The sequence below is a fragment of the Bacteroides sp. 3_2_5 genome, from assembly GCF_000159855.2.
In the GTDB taxonomy this organism is placed as follows: domain Bacteria; phylum Bacteroidota; class Bacteroidia; order Bacteroidales; family Bacteroidaceae; genus Bacteroides; species Bacteroides fragilis.
This window is the reverse complement of sequence record NZ_JH636044.1, coordinates 1,373,772-1,390,451: the sequence shown is the minus strand read 5'-3', so window position 1 is coordinate 1,390,451 and position 16,680 is coordinate 1,373,772. Positions and strand designations below refer to the sequence as shown.

Here is a 16,680-nt window from a genome sequence, read left to right as displayed (position 1 = left end):
AGATTTATTGTTTTTTATTGGTTGAGGATGTCTTATTATTTTTTTTATCATGCTGTAACATCTGTTCTTCTTTCCGAAGAAACATCGTTCTTGTGTCTTCCGGATAAAAATAATCCATTAAACCTCTCTCCGATTCACCGGGACTGACACCATGATAAAACCCACGATTATCTCCGGGATGTTTTGTGACCCCCCTGCTGAAGTCTTCACGCCCATCACTGCCATACTCCTCATCACTCAGAGCACTTTCAGTTATTAACGTAGCTACTTTCTGATGCAGTTTCCGAATACGCTTCAGCCGGGCCAATTCTTCCTGGTGCGAACTATAAAAAGCCAACGAATCAGCTGCAGAGGCAATCAACTTTATCACCCCGGCAACGAAAAAACCAATGACGAAGGTAAGCCCCATCATGGCAAAAGTGGATAACAATAAGCTAAACATAACACAGTATGATTTTAGATTGAAAAATAAAATGCAATGTATACCGACCGCCGGAAAATACAAGACGCACCTTCCCGGCATTTATCGGAATGGATAAATGGGGTTACCCAATCACTTCAATACAGAAGTGTAGAATCGGAAAGCTAAATCAGGATATGCTCTAACGAGTATACATAATACCCGCTGGAATATTTAATGAAGTTATGATTGAAGTCCGGATAAGTATCTCCCCTCTCCGATTGATGGAAAAGTGAGGCATTGAGCAGCCGGATAGCAGTCTGCAATTTGAGTTTCAAAATTTTGGAAGAACTTAGTTCCCGTGAAAAAGAACTATGGGGAAGAATAGCATCACACACTTTGGATTCAGCCGTCTCATCATTAAATAAAGAATGGTCTCCGGCATATTGTGATACAAAGGTGGCAGTAACTTCGGCGGGAAGTTCTGCAGCTTCTTCTATAGAAGCGGTATAACCGGCTCCATACACAAAAAAGATACCTATCAATATGCAGAATATGTACTTTATCATAGTAGTTGCAAACGTAGCAATAAATTTGAGAAAAAATAGAATTCGTTGTCTAATTAACGAATATTTTATAATGATTGTTCCGGATATAAACGGATAAATGACAAAAAAAGCGGAGAATCATCCGATTCCCCGCTTCTTATTCATATAATATAGATTGTGTTTAATTACATGGTAACCTGCTTTGCAAGCAGTTTTTGAAGTTTGCCATTTAACAGCTGGCACATTGTTCCATTTCCCATTGCTTGGTAACGTTTGATACGATACTGCAACATCATAATTTCATTTGCATTCTTTTTCATAATTTTGGTCCTCTTTTTTTGCTCTCCACGTTTTGAAGAGCGGTTTTACATCTTGTTTTCTTTATTAACACTGCAAAGATACGAAATGTTTTCGAAAATATGTTCTAAAACATAAGAAAAGTGTATCGTTAGTTGATTTTTCTTTTTATAAGGCCTGATTTGGCAAGTGTATATTACAAATATATTGCATAACTTTGCGCTTTATCAAGAAAAACGACTATGCTCAAACGGATACCCCACACATACACCATCATTTCTTCGGTCATTCTACTCTGTGCAGTGCTTTCCTGGATCATTCCTGCCGGAGAATATATGCGAGAGACAATCGACGTAAACGGTATTTCCCGCACTGTCATTGTAGACCATTCTTTCCACCGGGTAGAACAGACGCCCCAGACCTGGCAAGTGTTCAGCTCCCTTCTTGAAGGCTTCGAACGTCAGGCAGGGATTATAGCTTTCTTACTGATTATGGGAGGTGCCTTTCAAATAATGAATAGCAGCCGTGCTATTGATACCGGCATTTTTTCATTTCTGAATTTCACGAAAGGACTTGAAAAACACCGACTGATCAAAATACTGGGAGTAAACAATGTAGTGATATCCTTAGTCATCATCCTTTTCAGCCTTTTCGGTTCCGTATTCGGTATGAGTGAAGAGACACTGGCCTTCGTCATCATCATTGTCCCACTTGCCATATCAATGGGATATGACTCCATCACCGGGCTGTGTATGGTATACGTAGCTGCCCATATCGGCTTTTCCGGTGCAGTACTGAATCCTTTTACGATCGGCATTGCGCAAGGTTTGTCTGATCTCCCGTTGTTCTCCGGATTTGAATACCGTATGTTTTGTTGGCTGGTACTGACCACCGCCCTGATTGTTTGCGTACTCAGATATGCCGCTGTCGTCAAAAAGCATCCGGAAAAATCACCTATGTATCATGCTGACGCTTATTGGCGGAAACGGGAAAAAGAAAGCTGTGGAGAGATATCCCATGTAACGACTCGCCAAGCATGGATCGTATACCTATTGTTACTCGTGTCCTTGGGGTTGTTCTCCATCATCTACCCGATCAGTACTTTTTCAGTAGGTGAAGCATCAGTCACCTGCTATGCAGTTCCCACCTTATCTATCTTGTTTGCAGTTTTCGGTTGGCTGGGTTTACGCAAATCCAACCAGTTCTTTATATTGACCTTACTCGCATTCACTATTCTTTTCCTGATTATCGGTGTCATGGGTCATGGCTGGTATTTACCGGAAATATCCGCCATCTTTCTGGCAATGGGCATTCTTTCGGGGTTTGCCAATAGTGAACATGCAGATGCTATCATCAAGCAATTCATGGATGGAGCCAAAGACATGTTGTCGGCCGCCATAGTTGTGGGACTGGCCGGAGGGATTATTCAAATACTGCAAGACGGACATATCATCGACCCCATTTTACATTCTTTGGCTTCACTGATGGGAGAAGCTGGAAAAATAGTATCTTTGGGGGTGATGTATCTGATACAGACACTCATTAACCTGATTATCCCTTCCGGGTCCGCCAAAGCAGCGTTAACCATGCCTATCATGGCACCCTTTTCCGATGTCATCGGACTTTCGCGGCAAGCTACGGTAATGGCTTATCAGTTTGGTGACGGATTTACCAATATGATCACCCCTACTTCTGCTGTATTGATGGGTGCCTTAGGCATTGCCCGCATACCTTATGAGATTTGGGTAAAATGGTTCTGGAAGATACTTCTTTTATTCATTATCCTAGGAATGGTACTACTGATTCCCACGGTACTTTTCCCATTGAATGGATTTTAGAGTTCCGTTCTCTTTCCTTCACCCGGAAAATGGAAAAGAGCCGGACTCCGAAGAATGTAAACCAGAATTTTCATAAATGACCATAAAGATACCGAAAGATTAAAGTAGAAAACAGTAATTCCGGAAAGATGAAACAAAAAGAGAAAGAAATCAAAACTAAATATATGAACCAAAAGCATTCACTCCCCCCTCTCCTTAAGAGAGGAACGGGGGTGAGGCCTTACTTAACAACAAATTGTATGAAAACCCTAACCCGCTTTCTAATCATTCCGATGTTGTCGGTTGCGTTCTTTTCATGCAGTGAGTCCCATTTCCTGAAAGATGTGGCTTACCGAAACCAAGTGACGCAAGATTTTGAAATGAAGAAGCAGCAACTTCCCAATGGAGAATTGTTTGCAGTGTTTAATGAAAAGCTCACCATTCCCGAACAAGAGGCTTTAATGTTCCTCTATGCCTACATGCCTACAGGTGACGTAACGGATTATACAGGCGACTACTATCTGGAAAATGTCAGACTCTCCGATCAGGCACGTCAGGAAATGCCTTGGGGAAAAGAAATCCCCGATGACGTATTCCGTCATTTTGTGCTCCCCATTCGGGTAAACAATGAAAACCTGGATGACTCACGCCGGGTGTTTTACAATGAACTGAAAGACCGTGTGAAGAATCTGTCATTGCACGACGCTGTACTCGAGGTAAACCACTGGTGCCACGAAAAGGTAATCTACACCCCAAGTGATGCCCGTACGAGTTCTCCACTCGCTTCCGTAAAAACCGCTTATGGTCGCTGTGGTGAAGAATCCACCTTCACCGTAGCAGCTCTTCGCTCGGTAGGTATTCCGGCACGACAGGTATATACTCCGCGTTGGGCACATACCGACGACAACCATGCATGGGTAGAAGCCTGGGTAGATGGCAAATGGTATTTCTTTGGTGCCTGTGAACCGGAACCGGTTTTGAACCTGGGTTGGTTTAATGCTCCCGCCAGTCGTGGTATGCTGATGCATACAAAGGTATTCGGACGCTATACCGGACAAGAAGAAATCATGTACGAAACTCCGAATTATACAGAGATCAACGTGATTGACAATTATGCTCCGACTGCCAAAGGTTCCGTACTCGTGACAGATGCCGAAGGTCAGCCGGTAGCCGATGCTACCGTAGAGTTCAAGGTCTATAACTACGCTGAATTTTATACGGTGGCCACCAAACATACAGACCAGAGCGGGCATGCATCATTGACTGCCGGCAAGGGTGATATGTTGGTATGGGCCTCCAAAGACGGACGGTTCGGTTATTCTAAACTATCATTCGGCAAAGACAATGAACTGAAGATCACACTGGACAAAAACGCCGGTGAAACCTATTCTCTTCCACTGGACATCGTTCCTCCTGCCGAAGGCGCCAACCTGCCCGAAGTGACTCCGGAACAACGTACTGAAAATGATCGGCGCATGGCACAGGAAGATTCTATCCGCAACGCATACGTAGCCACTTTCATTACCGAAGAGCAAGCTCGGACTTTTGCCAAAGAAAATAAGCTGGATGAAACCGAAACAGTACGCTTACTGATAGCTTCCAGAGGTAACCACCAGACTTTAACCGATTTCCTTTCTGATGCTGTAAAAGCCGATAAGGCCGGTCAGGCTATCAGCCTGTTGAAAGTAATCTCGGCCAAAGACCTGAGAGACGTAAGCCCGGAAGTATTGAACGACCATCTGAATAACTCCGGCCTGCCCGCTTCTGAAGATTTCTGTAGCAACGTACTGAACCCGCGTGTAGCCAATGAAATGATCACTCCTTACAAAGCATTCTTCCGGAAAGAGATTCCGGCAAGTGAAGCAGAAGCCTTCCGCAAAAATCCACAAGCTTTGGTAGAATGGTGTAAAAAAGAGATCACAATCAATAACGAATTAAACTCACAACGTATACCAATGTCACCAATGGGTGTATGGAAAGCCCGGGTAGCAGACGAGAAATCCCGTAACATTTTCTTTGTATCCATGGCCCGTAGCCTGGGTATTCCTGCCTGGATAGATGAAGTGACCGGCAAGATTCAATATCGGACTTTCAATGACAACAACCTCAAGAACGGCAAGGTCTATGATGTCGATTTTGAAGCCGCACAGCAAACGCAGGCACCAACCGGAACGCTCGTAGCCCGCTACCGGCCGATCCCTTCGTTGAGTGATCCAAAATACTATTCACACTTCACCCTCTCAAAGTTCCGCAATGGAACCTTCCAACTCCTCAACTACGACGAAGGTGACGTAGATATGGGTGGAGGAGCCACCTGGTCGAACTTGCTGAAGAATGGTACACGCCTGGACACAGGATACTATATGATGGTAACCGGTACTCGCATGGCAAGCGGAGCTGTATTGGCTAATGTGACTTTCTTCACCATTGAAGAGGGAAAGACAACAACTGTCGATCTGGTCATGCGCGAAAGCAAAGACCAGGTACAAGTAATTGGTAATTTTAATTCCGAATCGACTTATCTGCCTATAGGAACCTCCGAACCGCAAAGTATTCTTCAGACTTGTGGCCGGGGATACTACGTTGTAGCAGTGCTGGGAGCCGGACAAGAACCCACTAACCATGCCCTTCGGGATATTGCAGCTTTAAGCGGTGAATTTGAAAAATGGGGACGCAAAATGGTGTTGCTCTTCCCTAGTGAAGAACAGTACAAAAAGTTCCGCCCGTCAGAATTCCCCGGATTGCCTTCAACCATTACCTATGGTATCGACGTAGATGGAGCGATCCAGAAACAAATTGCCGAATCGATGAAGTTGCCAAACAGCACCATCCTGCCCATGTTTATTATCGGTGATACATTCAACCGGGTAGTCTTCGTGTCACAAGGTTATACCATCGGATTGGGCGAACAGTTAATGAAAGTAATCCATGGATTATAGAATAAAACGGGCACTTGCCTGAAACATATCCTCCATTAAAAAAGGAAGAAGTTCAGACTTCTTCCTTTTTTAATATATCATGAAATAGAAACAGACATCAAAGATTCCCTCCATACCGTTCACTATTCCCCAAACGTAAATATCCCTTTTATAGGTGTGTCGCCCGGAGAGTAACTTGTTATTCCCACTCTTCCCTCATAATAGGAGCTTTCAACAATAACCGTTACCTTTTCAGCATTATCCAATAACAAGGTTATATCTTCTTTTCCATCAGCAGATAGACGGATGTCAGGAGTTATTTCTTTCCCTTCATGATCCAGCACCCCGTCCGGAAGATAATGAAAGCCTACAATATCCATTGAATATATTCCATAATAGATATATACCTTAGCTTTATAATCCGTATGTATTCCGAAATCATCCTTATATTTCACAATAAAATCTGCGGTTCGCTCATCGGACTGTGGGATATCTCCTTTATCTTCATCATGGCAACTGCAGAGTAACGCCAATAATGCCAATAAAACAATCGAATATTTATGCAAGCTCATAGTTCCTTATAATTTATTAGTTCTCAATATGATATTACTTCCAAATATATAAAAATAATGCCGGACAAATACGATCATGCAACTATTTTTTTCTTAGGATTCCACCTTTAACTATTTTCCCCAATCACTAAATTCAAAACTCAGTTGTTCCCATACTCCCCGATGTTCATCCGCTTCTTCTCTCGGATTCGATACCGAAAGCCCGATCAAGCGAATGGGATGCTGCTCATACTCCACCTCTTTCAGCAATTGTTTGGCAAGGGGCAAGATTCTCTCAAGATTCGTAAGTTCCTGTGCCTGTGTCATGCTTCGTGTTATCTGGCTAAAATCATGAAACTTGATCTTCAGAGTTAGTGTATTTCCCCGGAACTCTTTCTGCTGCAATCGCTCTACAAGCTCCGTAGCTACGTGATAAAGCTCTATAATCACAGACGATCTTACATGGATGTCTTTCTCCAATGTATGCTCACATCCGATTGATTTACGTATTCTCACTGCTTCTACCGGTCGAAGATCGACTCCACGTGCAAAATCATAATAAAGCAGTCCCACTTTACCAAACTGACGTACCAGCATTTCAGACGAACACTCCCGTAACTGAAGTCCATTGTGTATCCCCAGTAAATGCATCTTCCGGGCAGTCACCGGCCCTACTCCCCAAAATGACTCAATAGGCAAACGGGCAATGAAATCGATTGCCTGATCAGGATGAATAGTACAAAGTCCGTCGGGTTTACGAAAGTCCGAAGCTATTTTAGCCAGAAATTTATTATACGACACGCCTGCCGATGCCACCAGGCTCAGTTCTTCACGGATACGTTGCTTGATAGCTTTAGCTATATCCACAGCCAGCAAGATCCCCTGCTTATTCTCCGTCACATCAAGAAACGCTTCATCCAATGACAGAGGTTCAATCAGATCGGTATACTCATGAAATATTTCGTGTACCTGACGGGAAACGGATTTATACACTTCCATCCGTCCGGGAACAAAAATCAATTGCGGACACAGACGTTTCGCCTTTTGTGACGACATAGCCGAACGAACTCCATAACGACGAGCTTCATAACTTGCTGCCGCTACTACTCCCCGCTCCTCGGCATGCCCCACGGCAAGCGGTTTACCACGCAATTCAGGATGATCCCTTTGCTCCACAGAAGCATAAAAGGCATCCATATCGATATGTATAATTTTACGTTCATTCATCTCTGCAATCCTTCTGCATCGCAGTTCTCCTTTCGGATAGCAAAGATAAGAGTAATTCTCTCAATCCAGTCGACCGGATTAGTTAATAAAATGAAGACCGGTAAGGTGGCTCCCTTACCGGTCTTCTGTCGGTCTATAAATTGTTTATATACTTCGTCGGTGAGCCCCCATAATATTTCTTAAACACGATCCCGAAGTATTTAGGATCACTGAAACCCGTCATATCCGCAACCTCAGCCACCGTATACTTTCTGCTCATTAACAAAACCAATGCTCTGTTGAGCCGCACATTACGCACATAGTCCGCAGGAGCATGCCCGGTTATCTCCTTAATCTTATTATAAAAACTCGAACGACTCATATTCATGCAGTCGCTCAGTTCACCAATCTTAAATCCGGAATCGGTCATCCTCTCTTCAATCAGACTTCTCACCTGACGGATAAACTCCCGATCACCTTCTGATGACTCTACCTCTTTATCGATAGGGTCCGAGGCCTCACCCCCCAAGGCCAAACGAATATACCTCTTACGGATCATTTCCCGGTTAGCAATCAAAGCTGCAATCTCAGTCTTTAAAGATGATATGGCAAAAGGCATCCACACATAAAGATCGGCATTCCGTTGAATGTACCGGTCATCTTCTCCCGGTTTCACTAACAATATTACCGGAATATGTGCTACTCTGTCATCCGATTTAATCCGAACGGCAAGTTCCTCACCCGAAATACGGGTAAGAACAGAAGAAGCCAGTACTGCATCCGGACATTGTTCACACACAGTCTCAAAGGCCGCCTCCGCATCACAAACAGACACAATCTTATACTCCTTCATCAGGATTTGCACAAGATAATTGCACAAATCCTTATTCCTTTCAACCAATACCAGAGAATGTTTCTCTTTTTTCTTATCCGGACGTTTCTGCTCAGAAGTTTTCACTGCCGGCAGCATTCCGGTAACCGACAACAACTCACTATTCCCTGTGGAGACCTCCGGTACGGATAATATCCCAGAGAATTCAGAAACTCTTTCCGATTGCCGGATGACAATAGGAAAAATTAAAATAAGCACCAGTTTTTGTTCTTCTTTATAAGCAAATTTGATTTTACCTTTATGCAAACAGATTAATTTACGTATAAATAACCAACTCATTGTCTCGGAAGAACCTCCCGAAACGAACCCTTTATAATTTAGAATTTTTTTTTAAGAAACCCGTTATCCTCAGATTCCAGCCTCAACTCCCACTTTTGATTGTTACACGAAGTACTCAGAAGAATTTCGCCACCTCGATCCATACTGTCTGTAAAAGCCATTAACAGGTTTCTAAGAATGGCAGACATCTTATCCTTATCGAGGCATACGGTAGCAAAGGCAGGCTCTTCCGTCCAACGGAGCATAATGTCCTTCTCGCTGATATAATCTCTAATTCGGGCTACTGTCTCTTTCAAGAATATGGATAACTCATAGTCGGCAAGCGACAGACGCCCCGGAGCAGCAGAAACACGACTGATATTTTCCAGCTCAGCCAATAAATTGTTCACTCCCTTTATCTGTTGCAATACGTTACTAACAAGTTCGGAAGATGACTTTTCATAAAGATATTCCAAAGGAACTTTTATCAGTGTAAGTGGCAGACAAAGGTTACGTGTCGTATTCACAAACAACCGTACTTGTTCTCTTGAAAGGTTTCTGTCTTGCCATACGAACCATGAACGTACGGCCAGAGAGCCCAATATAAGTGCCAAAAGACCGTAACAAAAGAAAGCTCCACCTGTCTTCCAAAGGGGTTGACGAATGATGATGTGCATATTTCTTTGCGCAAACGGCCGACCGTTATCAATGGATAACGCCCGCACAGAAAAGATATATTCACCCGGAGGAAGGTTCGAAAAACGAATTCTATTATCTACAGACGGAGTACTCCAATCCGTATGATCAAGTTTCCAACTGTAAGCTATGTCCTGCTTTTCAGTATAGCGAATGGCAGTAGCCGTAAACGAAAAAGTATTTTCATTGTGCTCCAACTGTAACGTAGCTGTACAGTTCAGAGCTTTCTTCAATGGAGAATTCTCCGTTTCGACGGTCACCTCTTTGTCCAAAACCCGAAGTTCGTCCAAGTAAAATCCCAAACAAGCTTTACGCAGCGGTCGAGCCTCTTGTTTATCATACTCAATTGCGCCTTGATAGGTGCCCAAAATGTATCTTCCATTACCTAAGAAAGTACCCGATGTAATCCGAATTCCTTTACTCAGAAACCTGTAATATGAATGTTGTACAAGATCGAGCGAGAAAGCAAACCCATCACTGCTTCCCATTAACCGCCTGCTATCATCCGACCAAACAGCATATACATTACCGGTTCCTAAAGCAGCAACCGTATCCATCTGCTCATGCTCCGGATGATAGACCATTAATCCGTTTCCTTCAGTCCCAATATAAAGACAATCATCGGACTGATGCAAAGCATGAATGTGTAAACCGGACAAGCGTTTTACCTCCACGATACTATCGTTTTCCGGACAATAAAAAAACACCCCTTCATCCGTTCCAATCCAAAAACCGTCTTTATCCTTACGACACAATGCGTTTACTCCCGAAATACGTACATACGGTGTAACCGAATAATTACTTTGCTTTCGGATGAAGAACAAACCGTGTACATAGTTCCCGGCACATATCTCTCCTGGCTTTACTTCACACAATGCAGTATACATCTGACAAGGAAGAGGCGTAACAATCCGGTTCCATAAGCCTGTCGACGGATGAAAACAACTGATACCGTGATCCGTTGCAAACCAGACATCCCCATCCGAATCATGCAGGACCGCATTTACCCGATTGTTGGTCAGTGAATGACTGTCCCCGGACCGTGCCCTGTACCATTTATAATCATCAGGAGATTCCACATCGATCATTGATACGCCTTCCGGATAATCCGCCACCCAGATAAGTTTCTGATCATCTACAAACACGTCAGCAATCCGGTTGGTACGAATTGAATTATCATTCTCAAAATCAGTTTGTATAAAAGATGTAATATCCGGATTAACGATATCCATACGAAATATTCCCTCACCATCTGTAGCTACCAAAACAGTCCGGTCATCCCATATCCTCAGACCACTGACCCGACTATTCAACAATCGGTTCCAAGTACCAACCAATTGCTCCGACTTCATATCCCATACCCCTAATCCTTCCGAATAATCAAACACAACCAATCTTTGGGTATAAGGATGAAAAAGTATTTCATGTATCCGGCTACATCTTTTACCGGACAATTCTCCGGTTTGCCTGTCGACGGCATAATTCTTTATTGTAATTCCGAACAGCCCTTCATCCGAACCTACAAAATACTCTCCCGGAGCCACCTCTACCATACAGGAAATCGTTGCCAGGCTATGATCCACCCGATGAAAAGTATTGGATAGTATTTGATAGGCTATCAACCGGTTTCCGACAGAAAACCAGATATGACTACTGTTATCTACGCAGAGAAAATGAAGGGAAACATCATTCGGAATAACCAGATGATTCCTGCATTCGAATTTATCCAATGATGGATTGTACATCCATAAATATCCATTACGGGTGACTACCCACAACCCATTCCGATTATCTGTAAGCAACCGGCAATTGCCCATATAATAATCCATGGTTCGCCCTTCGGCCGGCAGTTTATAGTGTTTTAGCTTGGTCCCATCAAACCGACTGATTCCGGCATGGTTCATAAACCACATATAACCCAGAGCATCCCTTTGGATCTGATACACTTTACGAGTATTCGTTTCACTTCTTTCTACAATGTGTTTGCAAACGATGGCATGACATAATGAACCATACAACATCATCATGAAGTATATAATATATTTCATTCTATTTGTTTGTTATAATTTAAATGGAGTAGTTTATAAAAAGCAAGAATCAAACAAGAGGTAGCGAGGGGGGGAAAAGAAATACTACCTTCTTCACGTCACGTAAGGAGGTGATCGGATTTGTAGCGCTCCTACACGCTTTAAATCCCTCTCAGTTATCGTAGTGGATATTAACAAAATAACAGCAATGAGATGTTCACATAGTTTATTTATTAGTAACAAGACATTGAGAGAGGTGACTTACATGAAAAATCAATCTGATCTACATTAGAACGGGATAATATTCAATTTGTTTTCCAAATATGGTTTCTAATAAAAAAAGACAGATTAACGGGGCATTTTCCAGAATATGAATTAGGAACAAATATGGGTAGACAATAATTTCCTTAACCAGACTTGGAATCAGATTGTTTTTCATTTGTCGATTCTCTATGACAAATTACTCCGAAGCCAAATGTAGAGTGTTTATTTTAAAAAACAAAATAAATTACCCGGACAAATAATTGGGGATAAAATGAAGTTAATCCAATATATTTCAACAACTTACGTTAGAGAAGAACTTTATAACCCGGACAATTGGGATCTTATTAACCCAAAAAGTCCCCCTGAATTTATAAGTTCAGGAGGACCTTTTTGTCATAAAGTGGAGCTGGAGGGATTCGAACCCTCGTCCAAACGAGGAAATCATAAGCTTTCTACATGCTTATCTTTGCCTAAGTTTTTCGTGCAGGAGCAGAACCAAAGCCATCAATTCCTGCCTTATCCTTTAAAGTTTCATCAGAAGCGCAAGGCCACTTCTGACTATCCCCGATGTAACTGCACCACTGAACCGGAATGCTTCGGAGCAACAGCTTCCGAGTGATGTCTCGTCCTGGCACCTGGTGCCTGGATTAAGCTAATCTACTATGATTCGATTAAGCAGCAAGAGCGTAATTAGTTTCGCCAGATAAAATTTTGATAACTGAGATTAAAGTGCAAATCACCGACGCACTGCATGCTTACCCACCATTTCTGCCCGCTGTCAAAACCAGTCAACCCCTTTTGAAATGAGGAAGTGGTAACCACTTATGTAGGTGCAAAGATAGATAATATTCGTCATATAGAAAGAAAAAGAGGGTGGATTTTAGATATTTTATTCATTCCGGAAAGAAACACAGGAGATTATACTAACTTTGTATTTTCAGAATGTAACAAAGACAACCAACAAAATCTCAAAACAACATCTATTCATTATGGTCAAGAAAATCATTAGTATCTGTGCTGCCGGTATGATTGTAGCCAGTTGCTCCCCCAAAAAGACAACAGCTCAGCCGACAGATCCGTCAACCACTGACAGTGAATTAACAATGCTGGTCGGAACTTACACTTCCGGCAACAGCAAAGGCATCTATACTTTCCGATTCAACGAAGAAACCGGAGAATCGCTCCCACTGAGTGATGCGGAAGTAGCAAACCCTTCATACCTCATTCCATCAGCGGACGGAAAGTTTGTCTACTCCGTCAATGAATTTAGCAAAGACCAGGCCGCAGTCAGCGCCTTTGCCTTCGACAAAGAAAAAGGAACTCTACACTTATTGAATACACAAAAAACAATGGGAGCCGATCCGTGCTATCTGACCACCAACGGAAAGAACATCGTCACAGCCAATTATAGCGGTGGAAGTATTACCGTCTTTCCTATCGGACAAGACGGAGCATTGCTACCCGCCTCAGACGTAATCGAATTTAAAGGTTCCGGTCCGGACAAAGAACGGCAGACAATGCCTCACCTACACTGTGTACGTATTACCCCCGACGGTAAATATTTACTGGCAGACGACTTAGGTACCGATCAGATACATAAATTCAATATCAACCCTAATGCCAATGCCGATAACAAAGAGAAATTCCTCACAAAAGGTACCCCGGAAGCTTTTAAAGTTGCTCCCGGTTCCGGCCCCCGGCATCTGATATTCAATTCAGACGGTAAGTTTGCCTACCTTATTAATGAAATCGGAGGGACGGTAATCGCTTTTCGATATGCTGACGGAATGTTGGACGAAATTCAAACTGTTGCGGCTGACACTGTAAACGCACAGGGAAGCGGTGACATCCACCTTAGCCCGGACGGAAAATATCTCTATGCCAGCAACCGCTTGAAAGCAGACGGAGTAGCTATCTTTAAAGTTGATGAGACCAACGGTACCCTAACCAAGGTAGGTTATCAGTTAACGGGAATCCATCCACGCAACTTTATCATCACTCCCAACGGCAAATACTTATTGGTAGCTTGCCGCGACACCAATGTCATTCAAATATTTGAAAGAGATCAGGCTACCGGATTATTAACTGATATCAAGAAAGATATAAAAGTAGATAAACCTGTTTGCCTGAAATTTGTAGACTGATAGAAAAAGAAGGTAAAGGAGAAACAAACAGTTTTAGTTTTACCCTAGAATAACCGAAAGGAAGACGTTTTTTTATTATTTTTGCATCACTTTATTAACCCTAAGAGATTTCACAAATATGAAAAGACACGTCTTCCTTTTGGTAACCTTGTTTACCATGAGCACTGTTGCAGCTCAACAACAACCAATTATTTCCCCCAAAGACTCTATCCCCTCTGTGATCGAACGCGTCACCGGAAAAGAGAACAAAGGATTTTCCGCTCACATGAATCTCCAATTATATACTTCATGTGCTGCCTCTTTTACTGAAAATGAGTTAGATGAAGTTGCTTTCAAGTTAAACCGGTTTAAGCTGGAAATCATAGGAAATATCAACCGGAAGTTCTCTTACCATTTCCGGCAATCTTTTAATAAATACAGCAACCCCTTTGCTCTGGATAATCTGTCCTCTTCCGTAGAGTATGCTTATCTGACCTATCACCTTTCCGATCGCTTTTCCATCACGGCCGGAAAGCAATTTCTTATGCTGGGAGGCTATGAGTACTACGTCAATCCGATTAAAGTACGTGAATTCAGCGAGTTTAATAATTATGTAAACTGCTTTCTGGCGGGAGTATCTGCCACTTGGAATGTGACTCCGACTCAAGAACTCAATTTTCAGATAGTCAACAACCGTAACGGTGGAGACGCAGATACTTACCTTCACGGCCTGCCGACAGATGTCGAAGCTACCAAAGTACCTCTGATATCGACCATTAACTGGAACAGTTATTATCTGGACAAAGCCATTCAGTTGAGATACGCCGCTTCATGGGGACAGCAGGCCAAAGGAAGAAATATAATGTATCTTACCGCAGGCAATGTTTACGAAAAAGGTCCATGGATCGCTTATATGGATTTCATGTACTCCCGACAAGGAATCGATAATAAAGGCATTATCAGCGCCTTACCTCGCATAGACTTGGAAAACCCGCAGACAGCCCAACATACCGAGTATTTTACCACGATTGCCAATGTAGACTACCGCTTCCACCCTAATTGGAATGCTTACCTGAAAGGTATTTACGAATCCGGAAAAATTTATAAAGCTAACGGTATCTTTGAAAAAGGTACCTATCGCCGGACATGGTGCGGACAAGTTTGTGTGGAATACTATCCAATGAGGAACAGCGAACTATTGATCTTCTTGCACTATCAATACAAACGGAATAAACTATTGAAACCCGCCCGCAATTTAGATGCTATAGACCCGAATACGCAGCGGATCTCGCTAGGGCTGGTATATTCCATACCGGTTTTTTAATCCCGGGCAGCTCATATAGGAAAGGCGAAAGAGTTTTATATTTAGGAAGGACTTTTTCGCTTTTCAAAGCTTTAACAACAATTCCCTTACCTTTCTTCGTACATTGCAAATAATCAGTACGCAAGGTTCCCTTCTTCATATCAAAAATAAGACCGGGATTAAAGTGTTGTCCGTTAATCCGCGTCTCAAAATGCAGATGCTCGGTAGTAGCCCGTCCGGTACGTCCGGTCAGGCCAATAGCCATTCCGGCTTTCACCACATCCCCACTCTTTACCAGATTCTTCACATTATGACTGTATACCGTCTCCAGTCCATTGGGATGTCGTATCACAATCACATTGCCATACGCACCATAAGGTTTAGCCATACGTACCACCCCGTCAAAAGCTGCACGAATCGTATCGCGGGCACAAGTTTTTATGTCGTCACCGCTATGGCCTCCACGTGTTCCATAGCCCGAAATGACTTTGCCTCCCGGCAAAGGGAAAGAGTAATTCCGTGACAGGGACTTCAGATCCAGCATGACACAATTCTCCTTGGAAAAAAGTCCCGGTGTAGCCACCCGGACATGATTGACCTCCATATCCGAAAATTTGTTCTGTGCCCTACCCGATATGTTGGCACACAAAAAGCATACAGATAAAATCAGTAAAGTGAATATGTTTTTCATGGGGATATCCGTTATTCAAAGTAAGTAATTGTTCCTCCGTCCGAGTCAGCGTATTTTTTCAATAAAGTTTGTATCATTTCGGCAGCTTCCTGCAGTCCTTCTTTACCATTATAGCCATTAACGATAGCCAATATATGTGTTGTTTCCAGCCCCATCTTTGTCCGTTCGTTATCACTGGTCGGAGTCCCTATTCCCCCCACAGCATCCCGGTACACCGGCAGCCCTTCGATATTCAGCACACCACGCCCGATCCCTTCGAAAGGCTCGTTCATCTTACCGATCCCCAGTTCCAGACCAGTGCCCGCTATCTTATCAGCATCAAAACCACCTATCGAATGTCCGGTCCGGAGAGAAACCAGGTTAATCAAATCGACCAAAGTATCAATCTGATACAAAGCAATCCCCCGCATCAATCTGCGACGTAACGCTTCGGCCGACGGCCGATATCTCCCAGGATCTTTCCCGCAGCGTTTGTAGGCTTCACGTGTGGCAGCTATCACAGGTTGTTTCTTAATATCTTCCAACCGGGTTGTTGCAGTGAGCATTTCTGTGAAAGATTGAATCTCCTCCCAAAGCCCTTCACAATAAGAAGTGTTTTTCACTTCAGCATATATAGCAACCCCTGCAAAAACAGGACATGCTTCTTTTAACTCTTTCGATACAATAATGGTATACATAATAAATCAAAA

The 16,680-nt window shown here is 43.0% G+C and carries 13 protein-coding genes and 1 other RNA gene; 4 read left to right on the top strand and 10 right to left on the bottom strand.

What is annotated here, in order from left to right; translation table 11 throughout:
• Positions 1-4: 4 nt before the first annotated feature.
• From BSHG_RS12345 to BSHG_RS23635, 3 genes are all read right to left on the bottom strand, one after another.
• Complete coding sequence (locus BSHG_RS12345) at positions 5-442, bottom strand: LapA family protein (RefSeq protein ID WP_005785562.1); 438 nt, start codon at positions 440-442, stop codon at positions 5-7.
• Positions 443-585: 143 nt separating this feature from the next.
• On the bottom strand, positions 586-969 hold the full coding sequence (locus BSHG_RS12350) for a hypothetical protein (RefSeq protein WP_005795790.1): 384 nt from the start codon (positions 967-969) through the stop codon (positions 586-588).
• Between the two features lie 164 nt (positions 970-1,133).
• Complete coding sequence (locus BSHG_RS23635; RefSeq protein WP_005775876.1) at positions 1,134-1,268, bottom strand: hypothetical protein; 135 nt, start codon at positions 1,266-1,268, stop codon at positions 1,134-1,136.
• A gap of 219 nt (positions 1,269-1,487) precedes the next feature.
• On the opposite strand from BSHG_RS23635, the gene BSHG_RS12355 reads away from it, so the two are divergent.
• On the top strand, positions 1,488-3,083 hold the full coding sequence (locus BSHG_RS12355) for a YfcC family protein (RefSeq protein WP_008658934.1): 1,596 nt from the start codon (positions 1,488-1,490) through the stop codon (positions 3,081-3,083).
• Between the two features lie 239 nt (positions 3,084-3,322).
• Positions 3,323-6,001, top strand: coding sequence for a transglutaminase domain-containing protein (locus tag BSHG_RS12360; protein ID WP_032497451.1), 2,679 nt, complete (start codon positions 3,323-3,325; stop codon positions 5,999-6,001).
• Between the two features lie 122 nt (positions 6,002-6,123).
• Here the strand turns inward: BSHG_RS12360 and BSHG_RS12365 are convergent, their stop codons facing one another.
• The 5 genes from BSHG_RS12365 to ssrA all read right to left on the bottom strand — a co-directional run bounded on the left by BSHG_RS12365 (position 6,124) and on the right by ssrA (position 12,670).
• Positions 6,124-6,552, bottom strand: coding sequence for a hypothetical protein (locus BSHG_RS12365; RefSeq protein WP_005785554.1), 429 nt, complete (start codon positions 6,550-6,552; stop codon positions 6,124-6,126).
• A 111-nt stretch (positions 6,553-6,663) separates the two neighbouring features.
• Complete coding sequence (gene dinB, locus BSHG_RS12370; protein ID WP_008768057.1) at positions 6,664-7,758, bottom strand: DNA polymerase IV; 1,095 nt, start codon at positions 7,756-7,758, stop codon at positions 6,664-6,666.
• Between the two features lie 133 nt (positions 7,759-7,891).
• Positions 7,892-8,908 carry a DNA-binding response regulator gene (locus tag BSHG_RS12375; protein WP_008658929.1) on the bottom strand — a complete coding sequence of 339 codons (1,017 nt, stop codon included), beginning with the start codon at positions 8,906-8,908 and terminating at the stop codon, positions 7,892-7,894.
• A 38-nt stretch (positions 8,909-8,946) separates the two neighbouring features.
• Positions 8,947-11,631, bottom strand: coding sequence for a two-component regulator propeller domain-containing protein (locus BSHG_RS12380; RefSeq protein WP_008658928.1), 2,685 nt, complete (start codon positions 11,629-11,631; stop codon positions 8,947-8,949).
• Between the two features lie 641 nt (positions 11,632-12,272).
• Positions 12,273-12,670: a transfer-messenger RNA gene (ssrA, locus tag BSHG_RS21675) on the bottom strand.
• Positions 12,671-12,863: 193 nt separating this feature from the next.
• On the opposite strand from ssrA, the gene BSHG_RS12390 reads away from it, so the two are divergent.
• Both BSHG_RS12390 and BSHG_RS12395 read left to right on the top strand, forming a co-directional pair.
• On the top strand, positions 12,864-14,018 hold the full coding sequence (locus BSHG_RS12390) for a lactonase family protein (RefSeq protein ID WP_005785546.1): 1,155 nt from the start codon (positions 12,864-12,866) through the stop codon (positions 14,016-14,018).
• Between the two features lie 118 nt (positions 14,019-14,136).
• Positions 14,137-15,321, top strand: coding sequence for an OprO/OprP family phosphate-selective porin (locus BSHG_RS12395; RefSeq protein ID WP_005785545.1), 1,185 nt, complete (start codon positions 14,137-14,139; stop codon positions 15,319-15,321).
• Here BSHG_RS12395 and BSHG_RS12400 read toward each other — a convergent pair.
• A complete protein-coding gene (locus BSHG_RS12400) occupies positions 15,260-15,991 on the bottom strand; it encodes a M23 family metallopeptidase (RefSeq protein ID WP_005785544.1) in 732 nt (243 codons plus the stop codon). The two genes, BSHG_RS12395 and BSHG_RS12400, sit on opposite strands and share 62 nt — an antisense overlap.
• A gap of 11 nt (positions 15,992-16,002) precedes the next feature.
• On the bottom strand, positions 16,003-16,668 hold the full coding sequence (locus tag BSHG_RS12405; RefSeq protein ID WP_005785542.1) for a B3/4 domain-containing protein: 666 nt from the start codon (positions 16,666-16,668) through the stop codon (positions 16,003-16,005).
• Positions 16,669-16,680: the final 12 nt, after the last annotated feature.